Raw genomic sequence first — 18,549 nt, forward strand, 5'->3', positions numbered from 1 at the left:
AGTAAATATTAATAATGTAAACAATTATGACAAACACACTTGCCGCCACTTTTTTAAATCGGTATAAAAAATAATTACTTATTTAAAGGAGCGCCCATGCAACCCCATGAACATCGGCCCTTAACCGACTTTATTGAGTTTCCTGAAACTGAAATGCAGGCCCGTGCCGACGAATTTCTGGCAACCTCAAAACGCCGCCACAGTATTCGCAGCTTCAGTGACCGCCCGGTGGCCAAAGAGCTAATCGCCACCTGCATCAAAGCCGCGGGGACCGCGCCCAGCGGTGCCAATCACCAACCCTGGCACTTCGTTGCCATTGAGTCGGCGCAGATCAAAAAGCAGATCCGCGAACAAGCCGAGCAATTGGAACGTTCTTTCTACGAAGGCAGGGCCGGCCAGGAGTGGCTTGATGCCCTCAAACCATTGGGAACGGATCCACAAAAGCCCTATTTAGAACATGCACCCTGGCTGATTGCGGTATTCAGTCAAAAGAAAGGCGGGATACACAGCGAGGACAAGGGCACCAACTACTATGTGCACGAATCGGTGGGCCTAGCCACCGGCTTTTTAATTCAGGCCTTACATCGAAGCGGACTTGCCACCCTCACCCATACACCCAAGCCCATGAGCTTTCTTACCGATATTTGCGGACGCGATAGAGACAATGAACGCCCCTACATGCTGATTATTGCCGGCTACCCGGGCGAGGATGCGACCATTCCTGAACATGCATTGCAGAAAAAGTCGCTCGACGAAATAGCTACCTTTTTATAGCTGGTTGGGCTGTGCCTCCACGGCGATTTCATCGCCTGGGCGCAGGCCGCTGAGTACCTCAACCTGCTCGCCAATCACTCGTCCAAGACGCACATAGCGACGTACCAGCTGCTGATTCTCCACAACTAAGACCATATCGAGCTGGCCGTAGCTGTGCACATACTGCGGCGAGATCATCACCGCCTCATGCTGAGGCAAGGGCAGCTGTAACTGGGCGTAAAGACCGGGGAGCAACTGCGCATTTTCAGGGGCCGCCATGCGCACCAGCAGCGAGCGCGAGGCGCTGTCGGCGGCGGGCACGATTTCCACCAGCTCTGTGGCCTCGCTGACACCCAAGGCCGGGACCTCCACCTGACGCATATCGCCCAAGCGCAGATTGACCGCCTGGCGCTCACGCACCGCAAATTCCAGCTGGAGTTGCTGCGGATTATAGATGGCCAGCAAATCGCGCCCCGGTGTGGCGGTGTCGCCCGGCTCAGCAAAGCGCTCTACCACGCGCCCGGAAATGGGCGCGGTAATGGTGGCATAACTCAGGGCTACTTGTGCCTGTTGCTGGCGCTGCCTCGCCTGCTGCAAGCTGGCGGATAAATTATCATGATTGGCGGTGGCCGCATCGATATCACTTTGCGCAATAAGTCCCTGGGCAAAAAGCTCCTTGGCACGCTGCAATTGCTTTTGCGCCTGGGTAAACGACGCCTGCAGCGCCTGCACCTGTGCCTTGGCCTGTTGCAACTGAGTGGTCAGTTCTTGCTCGTCGAGACGGATCAATACCTGGCCCTGCTCCACCATATCGCCGGCACGCACGGTAATTTGCTCAATTTGTGCCATTACCCGTGCCGCCACCTTGGTATTTTGCTGGGCAATCACCTGCCCGGGTACGGCCTCATAAGCGACCACAGGTTCACTACCAACGCGCTGAGTTGGCCCGCTATAGGGCGCGGGCGCCTGTTTTGTTCCCGGCGCCAGATGTTGATCCAGCACCCCGGAAAACCAAATAATCGCAGCGACTAAGAAGCCGACCACAAGGACAATCACTAACTTAGGTTGCATGCGTGTGTTCCTCATCAGCAAAAACCAGGTAGTACACTAGTGGCACCACCAATAAGGTAAATAAAGTGGAGGCAATAATGCCGAAAATAATGGCGATGGCGAGACCGCTAAACACGGGGTCAAAAACAATCACTATGTTGCCCAACAAGGTGGTGCCCGCGGTCAACAACACCGGGCGCATACGCACTCGTCCGGCGGTCACTAATGCCTCCTTAATAGCCATGCCCTGGGCCCGAGCCTGGTTAATAAACTCAACCAAAATGAGTGAGTTACGCACCACTATACCGGCCAGCGCTATCATGCCTATCATGGCCGTAGCGGTGAATAACACCGGCTCAGGGGCACCGGCGACCTGACGCTCGCCAAACTGATTCAGCAGCCAGAAGCCGGGCATAATGCCGATCACCGTCAAGGGAATGGCCGACATGATGATCAGGGACAAACTCATGGAGCGGGTTTGCACACGCAAGAGCACCAAAATGGCCGCCAGGGCAAAGGCAAAGGCAATACCCATATCGCGAAAGACATCCATGGTAATTCGCCACTCGCCTTCCCCGCTAAAGGAGACATCCACGCCCGGGGGCAACTGCCAGGATGCGGTACCTCCGGGGCTAAAGAAACTACGTTGCTGCCATGGTACTGTGTCCACATCTTCGCTGCCCTGATCGGCACTGACGTCGGCGATCACTTCCGCCGGGGTACGTCCGTTGAGCTCGGCGGTAACATAGATCACCCGGTTTAAATCCTTGCGCATTATCGCCTGCGGGCGCGGTTGCAGCTGAAACTCACCGACCTCGGATAAAGGCACCAGGGGTTGCGGTGCACTTACCAGACCAAGATCATTACTGGTCTGGCTAATTTGCCTTTGCCCCTTCACCTGCAAGGCCAGTAAATGAGCCTGGTCGCGCTGGGCATAGGGAAGCGAGACGCGAATGGGCAACATTTTTGCTTCTTCGGTCACATACAGAGCACCGACCTCCTTGCCCTGCACCGCCACCGTTAAGGCATCGACCACATCGGTTGTACTCAAGGCCGACAGCGCCGCCTTGGTTTTGTCGGTGACAAAACGCAGCTGTTGCTGCTGACGCTCCAAGGTACTATCCACCTCCACCACATGGGGTTCCTGGCGCAAACGCTGAGCTATTAACTCGGCGCCAAGACGATGCTGTTGCTCGGTGACAAAAGGCTCGGCATACACTTCGGCGACCAGGGTACTGAGTACAGGCGGCCCGGGCGGCACTTCAATCACCTTGATACTGATGCCGTTATTGGCCAATGGTGCCAACTGCTGACGTAAGCGCAGCACCACCGCATGGGATTGATGCTGACGCTCGGTTTTGTGGCGCAACAGGATGCGTAACTCTCCCAGGTGTTCGCCATCACGGCGATAATAACCTCGCACCATGCCATTAAAGTCCATGCTTGATGGCTGACCGGCATAAGCGGCTATGGTTTGCACCTCGTTCAACTGCCAGCTCAGTGCCTGCACCTTGCTCAGCAGCGCCGCGGTATCCTCCAGCGACGTGCCCTCGGGCATATCCACTAATACCTGAACTTCGCTCTTATTGTCGTAGGGCAATAGTTTTAACGGCACCGCACGTAGCAGTGGCAAACAGGAGCTGAGCACAAACAAGACCAGTACCACCAGCAGCATGATCTTGGCGCGGCTGCGACGCAGTAAAAAGTAGTCCAGCATCCGGGTATAGAGATTGGCGGCCTGGGCTTGTTCGGCCACCTCATCGCCCTTGGGTTTCAGGATTTTCATCGCCAGCCAGGGGGTCACAAAAAACGCCACCAGGGTAGAGAGCGCCACGCTTATCGGCACGTTAAAGGCCATGGGTGCCATATAGGGCCCCATCATCCCGGTAATAAAGGCGAGTGGGAAAAAGGCCACCATAATGGTCAGGGTCGACATCAATAAGGGGGTGCGAATTTCCGCCATGGCCGCGACGATTCTGTCCTGCACACTGCCTTTATGGCTAAAGTAACGGCTGATGTTGTCGATGCCGGTGATCGGGTCATCCACCAACAAACCTAAGGCCAAGATCAAGGCAAACAGGGTCACCCGGTTGATGGTGTAACCGAACGCCCAGTCAAAACTTAAGGTCAGGCCGTAACAAATGGGCAGCGCTAAGGCGATCACTATGGCCGGGCGCCAGCCCAGGAAAACGCCGATAAATAACACCACGGTGACTATGGCAAATACCAGGCTGGCCCCCAGGTTATTCACCTTTTCATTGGCGGTTTGGCCATAGTCTCGCAGCGTTACCACCTTGACCTCGGGGGGCAAGAGTTCATCTTGCAACTGCTGCATTAGCTCATGAACATCGCGGGCCACAGCCACCGCATTGGCACCGGCCTGTTTGGCCACGCTTAGGGTGACCATGGGTAACTGGGGCTGGCCATCCTGGGTTTGCAGCCATTGATAATGCCGGGCTTCACCAGGCCCATCGATTACGCTGGCAACGCTATCAAGGCGCACCGCCTGACCATTGACCACATTGACCACTAGGGACTTAAGCTGCTCGAGGGAGCGCAAGGCATCGCCCCCTTGCACTTGCAGGCGCCAGTGCCCCTGAGCGTCCTTGACCGTGCCCACGTCCCGTAATTGATTGGCAACGCTCAAGGCATAAAGTACATCCGCAATCGTCGTTTTATGGGCATTCAGGGCGGCGCTGTCGAGATAGATATTGGCGGTGCGGGTACGCCCGGTGATCACCTTAACTTCACTGGTGTCTTCGAGCCGCTGCAATCGGGTGGCCAGCTCTTGCGCCATGCGGGTCAGTTGATAATCGTCGTAGAGCTGCGGCGCAGTGCTGTATAGCCCCAGCATGACGATGGCCACGTCATCCACTTCGATAGGTTTAATCTGCCATTGGCGTACCACCGCCGGCATGGTGTCCTGATAGGCATAAAGCTTGGCATAGGTGTCGATCAGGGCCTGCTCGCGGGAGTGACCCACCTCGAAACGTAAGGTGCTGACCAGACCACCATTTTGGGTGGCCGAATAGATATGCTCGACCCCCTTGATCTGCGCCAGCAGCTTTTCCAGCTCCACGGTGACCAGGCGTTCGACCTCGGGCGCCTCGATATTGCTGACATCAACCAGGATATCGAACATGGGCACGACAATTTGCGGCTCTTCTTCGCGGGGCGTTTGCTGCAGTGCAAAGGCGCCTGCCACCAAGGCGATAATAAAGATAAATAGCGGCAAAGGCCCGCCCAGGCTGGTCCTCACGCCCTGATCTAACCAACGCATGGCCTACTCCTCACAAAAGAGCGTGTACAGGGTATTGAGCACGGCCCGCACCTGGTCGTTGCACAAGCGGTAGTAAATGGTCTGACTTTCGCGCCGAGTGCTGACAATATGCTCCTGCCTCAGTACCGCCAAGTGCTGCGACAAGGCGGACTGGCTTAAGGGCACACTTTCATTAAGCTGGGAGACGCTGAGTTCACCTTGTTGCAGGCAGCAAAGAATCATCAGCCGATTTTTATTGGCCAGCAGTTTTAATAAGGCTTGAGCCTGCTCGGCATTGTCCGCCATTTTCATCAGGTCCACTGAGTTCTCCTGAGGGTAGAGAATTGAAGTATGAAAACTAGTATAGAAGTTAACATTAGCAAAGTCTAATATTAACTATTGCTAATTTAGCATTTACTAATATAATTAAATTGACCAAATTACCAACAAGGGGCTCACCATGAAAATACCCGCCGCACTGCGACTAATCGCTGGCATCATGATTTTATTGTCGCTATTGTTAACTTACCTGGGCGGCCCTATGTGGCTGTGGTTTACCGCGTTTATCGCCGTTAACCTGATCCAATCGGCGTTCTCCGGCTGGTGCCCAATGATGGCTCTACTACGCAAATTAGGCATGGAGGAATAATATGCTCACCCCAATCCCAGACTTACTAAAAACCATAGTCCCCAAGCAGCGCCGTGTTGATGCGCAACAAGCCAAGGCGGAGCTGGCCGAAAACCACGGTCTTTTAATTGACGTGCGTGAGCCGGCCGAGCACGCCACCAAGGCGGCCACCGGAGCCATCAATATTCCCCGTGGCGTGTTGGAAATGAAGCTGATGGAAATTGAAAAAGATGCCGCTCGTCCCATTTATCTGCACTGCGCCAGTAGCGCCCGCGCCACCTTGGCCGCCGAGCAGCTCACTCGCGTCGGCTATGAAAATGTCACGGTGATCAGCTGTAAGGCCGAAGAGGTGTGCAACGTTTTCTAGTTGACATGCTTGTCACCGAACAGTAACACTGGTCGGATAAGCTCTGCATATTAAAAAAATAATAGGTACAAACCAATGCAGTTTACTCGTAGACGTTTTTTAAAGGCTTCGGCAGCGGGATTTGGCGCTGCCGTTTTATCTTTGGGCTTAAGCGGCTGTGTATTCGACGGCGATAATGACGAAGAACACCTAGAGGTGAGCTTTGATCACGGCGTTGCCAGCGGCGATCCCCTGGAGGACAGCCTGATCATCTGGACTCGTGTAACCCCCAAAGACCCATCGGTTAGCAGCGTGAAGGTACAATGGCAAGCGGCCACCGATGCCAACTTTGAATCCCTGGTACATGATGGCCAAACCGAGGTGAGTGCGGATACCGACTTTACCCTTAAGGTCGACCTGCAAGGCCTGGATGCCAATACCACCTACTACTATCGCTTTATTTCCTATGGCATAACCTCGGCCATCGGCAAGGGTAAAACCCTGCCCGTCGGCGACATAGATCAGGTTAGACTGGCGGTACTTTCTTGCGCCAACTACCCGGCCGGCTACTTCCATGTGTATGCCGAAGTCGCCAAGCAGGAGAACCTGGATGCAGTTCTGCATTTAGGCGATTACATCTATGAATATGGTGCCGGCGGCTATGCCAGTGAAGACGCAGCCGCCCTTGGCCGTGAGCTGGCCAACGACAACAACGAAGAAATACTCACCCTCGGCGACTACCGCAAGCGCTACGCCCTGTATCGCCGGGATGCAGACTTGCAGGCGGCACACAGCCATTGCGCCTTTATCACGGTGTGGGACGACCATGAGATCAGCAATGATACCTGGCACAGTGGTGCCGAAAACCATGATGACTCGGAAGGCCCGTTCGAAGAGCGTAAAATGCAGGCGCTGCGCGCCTATTTTGAATGGATGCCGATACGCAATGTGGCCGACAAAGAAAAAATCTATCGTCGCTTCGACTTCGGCAACCTGGTTTCTCTGTACATGCTCGATACCCGCGTCTTGGCACGGGATGAGCAACTCAGTTACGGTGACTTCGATCTCACCACGGCCGCAGGCCAGTACGATTTCGCCAGTGCCATTGGCGACCCGAGCAGAGCCCTGCTCGGTGGCGAGCAGCTTACCTGGCTCACCGACGGCATCACCAACTCAAACCAGCAATGGCAAGTCCTCGGTCAGCAGGTGCTGATGACCAAGATGCATCTGCCCGCCGAGGTGATGATGTTATTGGCCGCGGTGCAAAGCACCCTGGCTCAAGGTGGCGACACCGAGCCCTTGCTGGCTCAAGCCAATACCTTGTTTGCCGAGCTGGCACAGATCAAGGGCCGCATTTTAGCCGGCGATCCCAGCGTCACCGATGCCGAGCGTGCTCGTGTAGAAACCGTATTGCCTTATAACCTGGATGCCTGGGATGGCTATGCCTATGAAAGGGAAGTGATTTTAGGCACCGTCTTGGCGACACAGAAAAACCTGGTGGTACTGGCCGGTGATACCCATAATGGCTGGGCGGGACACCTGCGTACCGACGCAGCCAACCCCATCGCCGGAGATCAGGCCGCCGGAGTCGAGTTTGCTACCGCATCGGTGTCCTCGCCGGGTATTGAAGAATATTTGTCATTGAATACGCAAGACCCGCAAGCCATAGCGCAAATGGAACAGGTGATAGCCCTGCTGATCGATGATCTGAGCTACAACAACCTGGTGAACCGCGGCTTCCTGACCGTGACCTTCAGTGCGACCGCGGCGCAGGCCCAATGGCATTACGTTGATACCATTAAGGCACGCACCTACCAGGTCAGCGCCGAGCGTGGCCAACAGCTGCAGATGCTGGCAGGTAACCCTCAGCTGCTACCACTGAGTTAAGTCCCTGACGGAGTCCCTGACGAAGTCTCGGACGATGCCGTAGGCGTGGCCTTCGGCTCTTGCTCAAGGCGCGCCAAACGCGCGTCTATGCGCTCTACCGCATCGAGCAGGCGTACCATAAGCGCCTGCTCGCCTTCAGACTGATCGCCTTGGGCGGCTCTTTGCCCACCCTTGTGATTGCCTTGCTGCTCTGCTGCCCGTTCTTTTTGCGTTAAAATCGCCTCACGAAACAGGTGTGCATCCACCACGCCAAGCAAGGATACCAAGGCACCCGGCCCCGACTGGCCCGCAGTTTCAAAACTTAAGCGATACAAACCAAATACCCGCATCAAGGGACCTTGGGTCATGGCCACATCGGTTATTTTATCCAGCGGAATGGATTTCTCTTCGCGCACCCAGATGCCCCGTTTAACCACCAGCTTCTTTTCGCTTAGGGTGGCCGACATGGCCGCCAAAATACGCCCGCCCAGCCACCATACCAGGACGGCAACTATGGGCAGTAAGACGATGCCAAACAGGGTCACACTGGCCACCAGCAGCCAGACCGTTAGCCAGTATTGCTTTACTCTGGGGTCAAACTGAGCGGTGTTTAAAATCGTCTCGCTACTCATCACTAATCTCCAAACGGTAGTCGAACTCATAATGATGCACGCCCTGGTCTATGCGAATACGCATCTCCCCAACCAGGCCACGCAACTCGCCGCTGGCTGAGTCCGGCACAACCTCCAAAACCAGTCTATCCTGGCCCTGATTCATGGTGCCGAAGTGCTGCAACACAAAACTGCCTTTTCTACCGTCCAGGGTGCCGGTGACCTGCTCAATGGCAACGTAGCCAGCGGAGCCTTTCACCACTGTCATGGCACTCAGCATCTCCCCCTGACTAATGCCATGCAGATCGCCGCTAAAGGTCTTGTCTATCGACATGCGCCCCAGATTAATGCCATCGACGCCCGTGGTATAAGCGTCCTGGGGATTGAGTGTCACGGTAAAGGTGCCAATCGCGTTCATAAGTAAACCTGTTAATGATTGTTTTCTTTTTATTAGTATATAAAAAAAGCCCACAGTTCAATGTGGGCTTTGTAATACTTATTCGAGGTTCCGTCGCAGTTCTTTAATATGTGCGCGCTGCTTGGCGTCAAGCTGAGTGTTGGCCTGCCATTGCAGCCACTGTTTCAGGGCGATGGACATCTGCAGTGAGTAGTCGAGCGAACGCCACTGCTTGGTATCATCATCGGCATAATTGGGGGCATTGCTGTCGTGCATCAGGTTCACCTTTTGACCCTGCTCATTCTCTACCATCATATTAAACGGCTCTCCGGCGCCCACATTGGTAAAGTAAGTCGCATCCACTGTGTCAAACGCCACCTGGTACTTCACTTCGGCGCTGTCGCCGCCTCTGTCTATGCCGGCACGGGTGCTGCTGATCAGCGGCGCCACACATTGATGGGTTTGATCGCCGGAAAACTGGGATAACAAGGGCGGCGTATCGAAGTTTTTATCCGGTACCGAAGCGGTGCCATGGCAGGACATGCAGGAGCTGTTGCTGTTATCGGCGGGACCATTGAGGCGCTGATTGCAGCCCAGATGGCCGGGCGCTCGCATGCGTCCTGAACCGGCGTATTTGTTCAGTTCATCCACGCTGTCCCAAATAATTACCGCTTCTTGAAAGCCATTTTCACGGGGGGCCTGAGGGTAACTGATGGCATAGTGACCGGCGGGCGGTGTGTCGTTGCCCCACATCATGCCAAGCAGGCTGATGCGCTGCCACGGGTTTTTCTCTTTCGCTTTACGCAGGCCATCGGCCACGAAGGTGCCATACACCCAACCGGTATCACGGGCACGGCTGTCTTTGACAGCAAAATCGAATTGCAGCAGTTTGACATCACCCCATTGGGCATAACTGCGCGGACATTGCTGACTTTCTTCCTGCAAGGTACACTCGTGACGCGTATTATCGCTGGGCTTACAGGCGCAAAAGGCCGGATCGGAAATATTGGCGTCCCAGCTGGGCATATTGGTCAATATCGGCAACTGCGCCACGGTCGAGGTATTAAATAACGGCTTAGCGATCACCGCGCCCTCATCAAAACGAATGTTTTCGCTTGGCACCTGAGCACCGCCGTCTTGCCATACTTGCCCTAGGGTATAAGCGGCGGTCGCATTGTAAATGGCCACCGCCCACATGGTGGACTGATCGGTGCCGGTACCCGCCTGCACCGAGAAGGTCACCGGTGCTTCACGGGTTAAGCCATGGGTAAACTCCCGCCCCGACATGGCATCATAGGTTTGAAACGGCATATGGAACCAGGGGCGCACTTGGTTTTCACACACATCGAAGTCTTCCCGACCCTGGCGCTGCACATTGCCGGCGAGAATATAATCCATCACCGCCTCACTGTAGGCAAGTGCCAGCTTATACTTGTCTTTGGCGCTGGTACTCTCGGCAAACAGAGCATCGAAACGTTTATCCCGCCAAGCCTGCGCTTGTTTATCGTCAACCGGCTGAGCGGGAAAGGCATCGGATAGCTGAAAAACCGGGCCGTTATAGGCCTGGTTGGGTACATTGGTCAATGTCTGCCCCGCCCACATTTGCTGAAAATTCGGGTCCTGCCAATAACTGGGATACTGGCCCTGACAGGTATTGATGGATTGATATTGCTGATTATAAATGGGGTCGTTACGCCAATCGGCCAGCGCCGCTGTGCTGGTCAGGGACAGGGCGGCCGCAAACGCACACAGGGCACGGGATGCAGGGGTTATCTGCTTCATTATATTCCTTTTTATTAGTTGATTTTAAATTGATAACCATTAAAGCTTAGTCGTAAAAATAAAAAGCGTTATTACATTTGCTTACGCCGCTCTGATGCGACAATTGCGGGTCGCCTGGGCGTATATTCACTGCCACCTTGCTCTGTTACACTCAAATGGATAATTCAACCTGGGACTGCCATGACTGCATCCAATACCGAAAAAAGTGCATTGCGTCACTTACGACCGATTTTCCGCTTTCTCTTGCCTTACAAATGGGTGGTCGCGGCGGCGCTGTTTGCCCTGGTGCTCACCGCCGGTATAAACCTGTCCCTGGGTCAGGGCTTAAAACAGGTGATAGATCAGGGCTTTATCGCCGGCTCCATGGAACAGCTGCGCGGCTCGGTGTTGTTATTGATTGGCTTAATCACCCTGCTGGCGGTAGGCATCTTTTGCCGCTTTTACCTGATGTCCTGGCTTGGCGAGCGAGTCAGCAGCGATCTCCGTAAAGCGGTGTTTGCCCGTATTCTTGCTTTGCATCCCAGTTATTTTGAAGAAAATCGCAGCGGCGAGATCATGTCGCGCCTGACCACGGACACCACCTTGCTGCAAAGCATAGTCGGCTCGTCATTATCCATGGCCCTGCGCAGCACCCTGATGCTGATTGGCGGCGTCATTATGCTCTTTATTACCAATGTAAAACTCACCCTGATCGTGCTCTTATGTGTGCCCATGGTGCTGCTGCCCATGAAGCTCTTTGGCCGCCGGGTACGCACCCTGGCCAGCAGCTCACAGGATGCCATCGCCGATATCAGCACCTATGCCGGCGAGGTGATGCAAAACATTAAAACGGTGCACAGCTTTAATCGCCAAGGCAGTGAGCTGGCCGCCTTCGATGGCGAGGTTGATAAGGCCTTCGCAGTGGCCAAAAAACGTATTATGCAACGCTCTTTTCTTATCGCCTTTGTGATCTTTATCAGCTTTTCCGGCATCAGCTTTATGCTCTACAGCGGCGGTGTCGATGTGCTGAGCGGGCAGATGTCCGGCGGTGAGCTGGCCGCCTTTGTGTTTTACGCCATCGTTGTGGCCATGGCGGTGGGCACGGTGGCGGAAATTTATGGTGAGCTGCAACGGGCCGCCGGCGCGGCCAAACGCCTGCTCGAATTACTTGAGGTGCAAAGCGATATTATTGACCCGGCACAGCCGCAGTCGTTGGATGCCCAAATCCAGACTAAAGTGATCGAGTTTAACGACGTCAGCTTTCATTATCCCTCGCGCCCGCAGCAAAGCGCCTTATCGGCCTTTAACTTAGACATAGCTCAGGGCGAGACAGTGGCCATAGTCGGCCCTTCCGGCGCCGGTAAAAGCACCTTATTTGAATTACTGCAACGTTTTTACGATGTCAGTGGCGGCAGCATTCGCCTGCATGGCACGGACATCCGTGACCTCACCCTGCATGATATTCGCGAACAAATGGCCATGGTGGCTCAGCACCCTGTGTTATTCAGCGCCGATGTTTATCACAATATCGCCTACGGCAAGGAAGGAGCTACGCAGGACGAGGTCAGCGCCGCCGCCAAGCAGGCCTATGCCGATGAATTTATCAAGCAGCTGCCGGATGGCTATCACAGCTTTTTAGGGGAGCGCGGGGTGCGTTTATCCGGCGGGCAAAAACAGCGTATCGCCATTGCCAGGGCCATACTCAAGGATCCGGATATCCTGTTACTCGACGAGGCCACCAGCGCCCTCGACGCGCAAAGTGAATACCATGTGCAGGCGGCTTTAACCGAGCTGATGAAATCGCGCACAACGCTGATCATCGCCCATCGCTTAAGTACCGTGATGCACGCCGATCGTATTGTGGTAATGGATCAGGGGAAGGTGGTTGCCAGCGGCGATCATGCAAGCTTAATGCAACAATCGCCGCTGTATCAGAAGCTGTGTGAGCTGCAGTTTAATCAGCCCAGTGCCTCCGCTTAGTTTTGTACGTTAGGTACGATTTGGATTTCTACACGACGGTTTAGGGCGCGGCCATTGGCCGTGCTGTTGTCGGCGATAGGACGGCTTTCACCAAAACCTTGAGTGCTGATACGCGCCGGCAGGATTTGACTGTTCACCAGGTAATTTTTCACGCTTAGCGCACGCTGCTCAGACAGGTTCTGGTTGTATGCGCTGGCGCCCGTGCTGTCGGTGTGACCCTGTACACTCAGGTAAGTTTTCTCGTACTTGTTCATCACGCTGGCGATGGCATTCAAGGTGTCGTGAAAACCGCTTGAGATGTACGACTGCTCGGTGGCAAAGGTAATGTTTGAAGGCATAACCAGGCGAATGTTGTCGCCCTCACGTACTACTTCAACACCTGAACCGGCAAGCTCATCACGAAAAGCCTGCTCTTGGTTATCCATGTAGTTACCTACCGCGGCACCCGCTAGCGCACCGATTGCGGCACCAATGAAGATACGCTTATCGTCATGGTCGCCTGTGGCTTTACCTAATACCGCACCGACACCGGCACCGATCCCTGCCCCTTTTTGCGTATTGGTTGCCTGACAGCCCGTTAACAACAACGCCACAGAAGTTAGCGCCACAACAGGAGTCAAAGTGTTTACTCGTTTAGCCATGATTTATTTTCCTATATTAATCCTATTCCGTGATGGTAACAGATTTGCATGAACTGACGGTTAAAATGGTGCCAGCAAAAAGCACTTATTGCACTAATTTCAATGATTTTATTGCTCTGAGTGACCTTGGATGGGCGGCAGTGCATAAGGCTTAACCAACTCCGTGAGCCGACCTTGTTCAGCCATAGAACGATAAAGGGAAGTTATTTGTTTCGCCCTGATGCTGCTGGCAAAGTCTCTGCTGTAGGCCATATGCCCAAAAATAGAGTCTTGAAAGTGATAGGGCTGCTTGATCAGTTGGTGCACGGGCTGCTGCAAGATACTCATGGCGTGATCGGCGGTCTCTTCAACACCGATAAATAAATCCACCCGCTTCTTCAACAACATTTGCACCGCCACCTGCTCCGAGGTCACCGGTACCTTGATGATGTCCGAATCTTTGTCGAAACGGGCAAAGTGCGCCGCCCCGCGCATCACGGCGATGCGTTTGCCATGGAGATCTTCGTAGTCGGTGATGTCGAGATCACTGGCGCGCAACGAGTAAAAGCGAAAGGACGAGTGCAGTGCCATGTAGGCGGGCGTGACAAAGGTCAACCCTTGCTCGCGCTGTTTGGTGCGAATAAGGCCGCCCATGATATCGACCTCATTTTGCTCCAGCATATGCACACAGCGTGAAAAGGGACAAGGGACCACCCGCACTTCAAGCCCAAGCTCAGCGGCGATAGGAGCCAGGATATCAAGCAGCAGACCGCGAGGCTCCGGGCCATCGGTGTCACTGTATGGGGGAGCATGATCTATGGCGACGGTGATGGTGCTCACTTGCGCACCGGCCATGGGGGTAGAAAGTAATAATATTAATGGCACCCAGAACCATGCGCGCATCATAACAACCTCAATGCTGTTGCAACCAAGTAGAACACCTCTATAGTGTCACATAATCTACATAAGCTCTAAATATAATGAAACAATGAAATTGTTATCCATCTTTTATCAGTTCCTCTTGCTAGGCTGCACCAGCTTCGGCGGCCCTGCGGCACACCTGGGCTACTTCCAACGTCACTTTGTGGAAAATAAAAAGTGGCTGACGCAACAGCAGTATGGGCATTTTATTTCCCTGAGCCAATTACTGCCCGGACCGGGCAGCTCGCAGGTGGGCTTTGCCATCGGCGTTGAACGTGCCGGATTAGCCGGGGGTATTGCCGCCTTTATCGGTTTTACCCTGCCCTCCATGTTGATCATGGTGCTCCTGGCACTGGGAGCACAACAATTACCCTGGGCCACCGGAGGCCTTATCACCGGGCTGAAACTGTTCGCCGTGGTGATCGTCGCCGATGCGGTATTTACCATGAGCAAGAGCTTCTGCCGCACCTGGCATACGCGAGCGCTGGCGTTACTCAGCGCCGGTGCCTTGATTCTGTTACCCAGCCTCTATACCCAACTGCTGATCTTAGTGCTGGCGGCAAGCTGGGGAGCGTGGCGGTTACAACCCTTTAGCGCCGACGCAAATGCCCAGGCACCAAAACAAGCGGGCGGCCTGAGCAAACTACCGCTGCTGCTTTTTGCCCTGCTGTTTGTCGTGAGTTTCGCCGCCACAGGTGGACTGTGGCAGTTAAGCGCCCAGTTTTATCAAGCCGGATCCCTGGTATTTGGCGGCGGCCATGTGGTCCTGCCCCTACTCGATACCATTTTGACCGATGTCGATGCCGATAGCTTTTTAACCGGTTATGCTGCGGCACAGGCCATTCCTGGCCCCATGTTTACCTTTGCGACTTATCTCGGTGCGGTCCTGACGCCATCCACTCCCTTATTAGGTGCCTTGATAGCCACACTGGCCATTTTTCTCCCGGGCTTTTTGTTGGTGCTGGGCTGTGCCCGCCATTGGCAAGCGCTGATGAGCAACCCAGTGCTGGCCGGCGTTAGCACCGCGATCAATGCGACCGTGGTCGGTTTTATCCTAGCGGCACTCTATAACCCCATTATTCCCGCCGGTGTAACCCAGTGGTGGTATATCGCCTTTGTTGCCTTGGGATGGTGGCTGCTACAACGCTTTAAGCCGCCGGTGCTGATGCTTATCGCCGCGTTTGCGGCATTGGGGCTGCTGTTAGAACAATTGCCGCACTGATGAGGCTGAGTTTTTGAAATGCGCAACTAAAAAGCCCGGCGAGCCGGGCTTTTTAGTTTAATGCTTAAGACAATCGCTTAGCTGGAGCCATTCATTTGCCCGCTCACACTCTGATAAGGCTTGAGTGCGAAGATGGGCAATACCGCCAACAGGTGGTCCATAATTTCCGCCTGAATATGCTCATAGGAAATCCACCGTTTGTCGGCACTAAAACAATAAAATTCAATGGGCAGACCATGATTCAGGGGCTGTAATTCACGCACCATCAGGGTGAGGTCCTTATTGATACGGTCGTGCTGTTTCAAATAGCCCTCGGCATAGCGGCGGAATAGTCCCAGGTTAGTGACCTTATCGGGCAAGGACGAGGTATTGATATAGTCGGGCAATTGCAATGTGTCGTTGATGCTTTGCTGCAGCTCCTCATCGGCAATGCGGATGCTGTTCATATCAATGTTTAACGAGCGCTTGATACGACGACCACCGGACTCCTGCATGCCGCGCCAGTTTTTAAACGAGCCGGAGACCAAAGTGTAGGTGGGTAAGGTGGTGATGGTGTTATCCCAGTTGCGCACCTTCACGGTATTCAAACCCAGGTCGATCACCTCGCCATCGGCGCCATAACTGTCTACCTGAATCCAGTCACCATAGGTGACCAAGCGGTTGGCCGCTATCTGGATGCTGGCCACAAAGCCCAAGATGGTGTCCTTAAACACCAACATGGTTACCGCGGCAATGGCACCGAAGCCGGAAATAATATAGGTAGGCGAGCGCTCCAGCAGCAGGGCAAAAATTAAAATGGCACAGATGATAAAGGTGATCAGCTTCACCAGCTGGATTAGACCCTGAATCGGTACCTCGCGAGAGAATTCGAATTGGTTGTAAATAGCGCCGCCAATACTCACCAGGCTGCTGACAATAAAGCCACCGTAAACAATCAGCAGAATCTTCACGCAGCTGTGCACTATGTCCAGGTAAAGCTCGGGGATTTGAACCACGGTTTGAAAGGAAGCCAAAAAGGCGACACAGCAAATAAATCCGGCCAAACGACGGTTCAATTTAATCAATAGCGGCTTCAAGGCCGAGGTGCGCTGTGGCGCTATGCGCATCATCACGCTTTGCAGCGCCGGCAGCATTAAACTACTGAGAAAGAAGTACAACAGGATAATGGCCAACAGACCAATCCCCGCCGCTGAAATCGTACTTAATAGCTCCGCGCGCTCGGTGTCGGCGAATAAGGGCTTAAGCAATTTTTGTAAATGACTTTGGGTCATACCTGAGTTACACCTTAGGCTATACCTTTCCTGCGTTATCGACTACTTTGGCGCAGTCGGCCGTGGCTATGGGTGCTTGTTGCTGGGCGATAAGCGCATCCTTGGCCTGCCAAATCTCGTTTAATTGTTGTTGGAACCCCACGCGAAACGCCTTGTCTTGCTGATAGTCACCGATCAGCTGAGGAGCTATGTCGCGCACATTGACCAATAAATCTATCTGCGTCAGACGCCCCAGCATAAAATCACGACAGATATGGGTTCCCTGTGATTGATAGCATAGTGTGGCATCCAGCAAGCCGTCAAACTGCTCCCCTAAAACCTGCAAGGCAAAGGCGATACCGCCGGCCTTGGGTTTTAGCAAATACTCAAACGGACTAAGTTGGCGCTGCTTCTTACCCGGGGTAAAGCGTGAGCCCTCAACAAAATTAACGATACAGGACGGGTATTGCTTGAAATTATGACAACTGCGCTTGGTGCGCTCCACATCCATGCCTTTTAACTTGGGGTTCTTGGCGATCTGCTCCTTGCTGGCCCGTTTCATAAAGGGCATGCCCATGGCCCAGGCACCGCTGCCGATAAAAGGCACGTATTTTAGTTCGTCCTTAAGGAAAAACTTCGGCGCCGGCAGCTCGGTCACGGCGCTGAGCACAACAATATCGAGCCAGCTCAGATGATTGGCAATAAGCAGATACCAGGCCTTGGGGTCGACCTCACCATCGAAGCGCACACTAAAGCGCTCGCAGCCCAGTTGCAACGCCAGACGATTGCCTAGGCGCCAACCTGTGTAAGCCCAATGCAACACCACAGTGGTGGCATAAAACGGCAGGATAAATTTAATCAGCCCCAGGACTGAGACGATCACTCCCCAAACCAAGGTATTGAGCAACAATAAACAGGTGGCCAGACTCCCTACTAACCATTTGGGTAATAATCGTTTCAGCATAATTAGTTCCTATTCTGCTGCACTAACTGCTTCAGGGTCGAGTCTTTTTCTTGCCAGATGGCGTTAAGATGTTGCTGAAACTCTACGCGAAATGCACTGTCGTTGCTATAGTCACCGATCAGTTGCGTGTCCAGCGGGCGCACCTCAACATGCACCACCACCTCTTTCACCTTACCCCCGGCAAAATCCATAAAGGTAGGGATACCGCCCGGGTAATGAATGGTGACATTCACTATTTTACTGATCTGCTCACCCATGGCCTGCAACACAAAAGCGATACCACCAGCCTTGGGCTTAAGCAAATGATTGAATGGGCTGTTTTGGCGCTGATGCTTGGCGTCTGTGTAGCGAGTCCCCTCAACAAAGTTGACGATGGACACCGGCATTTCCTTAAACTTTTCACAGGCCTTGCGTGTGGTTTCTATGTCTTTGCCACGCAATTTAGGGTTTTTCTTCAACTGCGACTTGCTGGTTCGTTTCATAAAGGGAAAATCCAGCGCCCACCAAGCCAGGCCCAAAAATGGCACATACAGCAGTTCTTTTTTCAAAAAGAAGTTCAAAAATGGGATTCGGCCCCGAAAAATGCGCTGCATGACCAGGATATCGACCCAGCTTTGGTGATTGGCAACCAACAGGTACCAGTCTTTTTTGCGTAACTGTTCTAGGCCGGTCACCGTCAGTTTATAGGGAGTGATCAGTTTTTGGTTTATGGAATTACAGGCAACCCAGAAGCTGGCCAGGGTTTTCGCTAAGGCACTCATGGCCTTTTGCCAGGGCTTAATGGGGATCAGTTTTAGCACACCACACAGAACTATGGGGAGAAACCAAAATAAGGTGTTCAGGGTATATAAGCCAATACTCAAAATTTGCCGAACTAAAGCAACCACTGCACGCAAAACAACTTTCCTATTGGGTATAAAA

17 protein-coding genes are annotated in these 18,549 nt (G+C 53.7%); 6 read left to right on the top strand and 11 right to left on the bottom strand.

Annotated elements, in window-relative coordinates:
• The first annotated feature begins 96 nt into the window (after nucleotides 1–96).
• On the top strand, nucleotides 97–774 hold the full coding sequence (locus C2M36_RS02060) for a nitroreductase family protein (protein WP_105253490.1): 678 nt from the start codon (nucleotides 97–99) through the stop codon (nucleotides 772–774).
• On the opposite strand, the gene C2M36_RS02065 is transcribed toward C2M36_RS02060, so the two are convergent.
• The 3 genes from C2M36_RS02065 to C2M36_RS02075 are packed head-to-tail and all read right to left on the bottom strand — an operon-like array spanning nucleotide 769 to nucleotide 5,374.
• Nucleotides 769–1,824, bottom strand: coding sequence for an efflux RND transporter periplasmic adaptor subunit (locus C2M36_RS02065; protein WP_158678839.1), 1,056 nt, complete (start codon nucleotides 1,822–1,824; stop codon nucleotides 769–771). The genes C2M36_RS02060 and C2M36_RS02065 overlap by 6 nt on opposite strands.
• Nucleotides 1,814–5,083, bottom strand: a complete 3,270-nt coding sequence (locus C2M36_RS02070) for an efflux RND transporter permease subunit (RefSeq protein ID WP_105253492.1) — start codon at nucleotides 5,081–5,083, stop codon at nucleotides 1,814–1,816. The genes C2M36_RS02065 and C2M36_RS02070 overlap by 11 nt, the downstream gene beginning before the upstream one ends.
• A gap of 3 nt (nucleotides 5,084–5,086) precedes the next feature.
• Nucleotides 5,087–5,374 (bottom strand): ArsR/SmtB family transcription factor, encoded by a 288-nt coding sequence (locus tag C2M36_RS02075; protein ID WP_233998397.1) that lies wholly within the window; start codon nucleotides 5,372–5,374, stop codon nucleotides 5,087–5,089.
• Nucleotides 5,375–5,522: 148 nt separating this feature from the next.
• Here C2M36_RS02075 and C2M36_RS02080 point away from each other — a divergent pair, with 148 nt between their 5' ends.
• The 3 genes from C2M36_RS02080 (at nucleotide 5,523) to C2M36_RS02090 (ending at nucleotide 7,923) form a co-directional block, all read left to right on the top strand.
• A complete protein-coding gene (locus C2M36_RS02080; RefSeq protein ID WP_105189454.1) occupies nucleotides 5,523–5,711 on the top strand; it encodes a YgaP family membrane protein in 189 nt (62 codons plus the stop codon).
• Nucleotide 5,712: 1 nt separating this feature from the next.
• Nucleotides 5,713–6,057: a rhodanese-like domain-containing protein gene (locus C2M36_RS02085; RefSeq protein ID WP_105253493.1), complete on the top strand. Its 345-nt coding sequence runs from the start codon at nucleotides 5,713–5,715 to the stop codon at nucleotides 6,055–6,057.
• Nucleotides 6,058–6,132: 75 nt separating this feature from the next.
• Nucleotides 6,133–7,923, top strand: a complete 1,791-nt coding sequence (locus C2M36_RS02090) for an alkaline phosphatase D family protein (protein ID WP_105253494.1) — start codon at nucleotides 6,133–6,135, stop codon at nucleotides 7,921–7,923.
• Here the strand turns inward: C2M36_RS02090 and C2M36_RS02095 are convergent.
• The 3 genes from C2M36_RS02095 to C2M36_RS02105 all read right to left on the bottom strand — a co-directional run bounded on the left by C2M36_RS02095 (nucleotide 7,920) and on the right by C2M36_RS02105 (nucleotide 10,692).
• On the bottom strand, nucleotides 7,920–8,534 hold the full coding sequence (locus C2M36_RS02095) for a PH domain-containing protein (RefSeq protein WP_105253495.1): 615 nt from the start codon (nucleotides 8,532–8,534) through the stop codon (nucleotides 7,920–7,922). The two genes, C2M36_RS02090 and C2M36_RS02095, sit on opposite strands and share 4 nt — an antisense overlap.
• Nucleotides 8,527–8,931, bottom strand: coding sequence for a DUF3224 domain-containing protein (locus tag C2M36_RS02100; RefSeq protein WP_105253496.1), 405 nt, complete (start codon nucleotides 8,929–8,931; stop codon nucleotides 8,527–8,529). Before C2M36_RS02100 ends, C2M36_RS02095 begins: the two co-directional genes overlap by 8 nt.
• A gap of 78 nt (nucleotides 8,932–9,009) precedes the next feature.
• Nucleotides 9,010–10,692: a hypothetical protein gene (locus C2M36_RS02105; RefSeq protein WP_105253497.1), complete on the bottom strand. Its 1,683-nt coding sequence runs from the start codon at nucleotides 10,690–10,692 to the stop codon at nucleotides 9,010–9,012.
• Between the two features lie 180 nt (nucleotides 10,693–10,872).
• Here C2M36_RS02105 and C2M36_RS02110 point away from each other — a divergent pair, with 180 nt between their 5' ends.
• Nucleotides 10,873–12,651 (top strand): ABC transporter transmembrane domain-containing protein, encoded by a 1,779-nt coding sequence (locus C2M36_RS02110; RefSeq protein WP_105253498.1) that lies wholly within the window; start codon nucleotides 10,873–10,875, stop codon nucleotides 12,649–12,651.
• Here the strand turns inward: C2M36_RS02110 and C2M36_RS02115 are convergent.
• Both C2M36_RS02115 and C2M36_RS02120 read right to left on the bottom strand, forming a co-directional pair.
• On the bottom strand, nucleotides 12,648–13,292 hold the full coding sequence (locus C2M36_RS02115) for an OmpA family protein (protein WP_105253499.1): 645 nt from the start codon (nucleotides 13,290–13,292) through the stop codon (nucleotides 12,648–12,650). The genes C2M36_RS02110 and C2M36_RS02115 overlap by 4 nt on opposite strands.
• Nucleotides 13,293–13,400: 108 nt before the next feature.
• Nucleotides 13,401–14,177 (bottom strand): substrate-binding periplasmic protein, encoded by a 777-nt coding sequence (locus tag C2M36_RS02120; RefSeq protein ID WP_234399074.1) that lies wholly within the window; start codon nucleotides 14,175–14,177, stop codon nucleotides 13,401–13,403.
• A gap of 82 nt (nucleotides 14,178–14,259) precedes the next feature.
• Between C2M36_RS02120 and chrA the strand changes: the two genes are divergently transcribed.
• Nucleotides 14,260–15,414, top strand: a complete 1,155-nt coding sequence (gene chrA, locus C2M36_RS02125; protein ID WP_105253500.1) for a chromate efflux transporter — start codon at nucleotides 14,260–14,262, stop codon at nucleotides 15,412–15,414.
• Between the two features lie 77 nt (nucleotides 15,415–15,491).
• On the opposite strand, the gene C2M36_RS02130 is transcribed toward chrA, so the two are convergent.
• The 3 genes from C2M36_RS02130 to C2M36_RS02140 are packed head-to-tail and all read right to left on the bottom strand — an operon-like array spanning nucleotide 15,492 to nucleotide 18,524.
• Nucleotides 15,492–16,685 (bottom strand): mechanosensitive ion channel family protein, encoded by a 1,194-nt coding sequence (locus tag C2M36_RS02130; RefSeq protein WP_105253501.1) that lies wholly within the window; start codon nucleotides 16,683–16,685, stop codon nucleotides 15,492–15,494.
• Between the two features lie 19 nt (nucleotides 16,686–16,704).
• Nucleotides 16,705–17,628: an acyltransferase gene (locus C2M36_RS02135; RefSeq protein WP_105253502.1), complete on the bottom strand. Its 924-nt coding sequence runs from the start codon at nucleotides 17,626–17,628 to the stop codon at nucleotides 16,705–16,707.
• Between the two features lie 2 nt (nucleotides 17,629–17,630).
• Nucleotides 17,631–18,524 carry an acyltransferase gene (locus C2M36_RS02140; protein WP_234399075.1) on the bottom strand — a complete coding sequence of 298 codons (894 nt, stop codon included), beginning with the start codon at nucleotides 18,522–18,524 and terminating at the stop codon, nucleotides 17,631–17,633.
• Nucleotides 18,525–18,549 lie beyond the last annotated feature (25 nt).

Source organism: Pseudoalteromonas sp. T1lg75, from assembly GCF_002964705.1.
Lineage (GTDB): Bacteria > Pseudomonadota > Gammaproteobacteria > Enterobacterales > Alteromonadaceae > Pseudoalteromonas.

What these genes read in the sequence shown, in the direction of transcription:
- C2M36_RS02060 (WP_105253490.1), top strand. Translation starts at nt 97, where the DNA reads ATGCAACCCCATGAACATCGGCCCTTAACCGACTTTATTGAGTTTCCT.
- C2M36_RS02135 (WP_105253502.1), bottom strand. Translation starts at nt 17,628, where the DNA reads ATGCTGAAACGATTATTACCCAAATGGTTAGTAGGGAGTCTGGCCACC.
- C2M36_RS02090 (WP_105253494.1), top strand. Translation starts at nt 6,133, where the DNA reads ATGCAGTTTACTCGTAGACGTTTTTTAAAGGCTTCGGCAGCGGGATTT.
- C2M36_RS02100 (WP_105253496.1), bottom strand. Translation starts at nt 8,931, where the DNA reads ATGAACGCGATTGGCACCTTTACCGTGACACTCAATCCCCAGGACGCT.
- C2M36_RS02075 (WP_233998397.1), bottom strand. Translation starts at nt 5,374, where the DNA reads ATGAAAATGGCGGACAATGCCGAGCAGGCTCAAGCCTTATTAAAACTG.
- C2M36_RS02080 (WP_105189454.1), top strand. Translation starts at nt 5,523, where the DNA reads ATGAAAATACCCGCCGCACTGCGACTAATCGCTGGCATCATGATTTTA.
- C2M36_RS02085 (WP_105253493.1), top strand. Translation starts at nt 5,713, where the DNA reads ATGCTCACCCCAATCCCAGACTTACTAAAAACCATAGTCCCCAAGCAG.
- C2M36_RS02065 (WP_158678839.1), bottom strand. Translation starts at nt 1,824, where the DNA reads ATGCAACCTAAGTTAGTGATTGTCCTTGTGGTCGGCTTCTTAGTCGCT.
- C2M36_RS02115 (WP_105253499.1), bottom strand. Translation starts at nt 13,292, where the DNA reads ATGGCTAAACGAGTAAACACTTTGACTCCTGTTGTGGCGCTAACTTCT.
- C2M36_RS02095 (WP_105253495.1), bottom strand. Translation starts at nt 8,534, where the DNA reads ATGAGTAGCGAGACGATTTTAAACACCGCTCAGTTTGACCCCAGAGTA.
- C2M36_RS02105 (WP_105253497.1), bottom strand. Translation starts at nt 10,692, where the DNA reads ATGAAGCAGATAACCCCTGCATCCCGTGCCCTGTGTGCGTTTGCGGCC.
- chrA (WP_105253500.1), top strand. Translation starts at nt 14,260, where the DNA reads ATGAAATTGTTATCCATCTTTTATCAGTTCCTCTTGCTAGGCTGCACC.
- C2M36_RS02120 (WP_234399074.1), bottom strand. Translation starts at nt 14,177, where the DNA reads ATGATGCGCGCATGGTTCTGGGTGCCATTAATATTATTACTTTCTACC.
- C2M36_RS02130 (WP_105253501.1), bottom strand. Translation starts at nt 16,685, where the DNA reads ATGACCCAAAGTCATTTACAAAAATTGCTTAAGCCCTTATTCGCCGAC.
- C2M36_RS02070 (WP_105253492.1), bottom strand. Translation starts at nt 5,083, where the DNA reads ATGCGTTGGTTAGATCAGGGCGTGAGGACCAGCCTGGGCGGGCCTTTG.
- C2M36_RS02110 (WP_105253498.1), top strand. Translation starts at nt 10,873, where the DNA reads ATGACTGCATCCAATACCGAAAAAAGTGCATTGCGTCACTTACGACCG.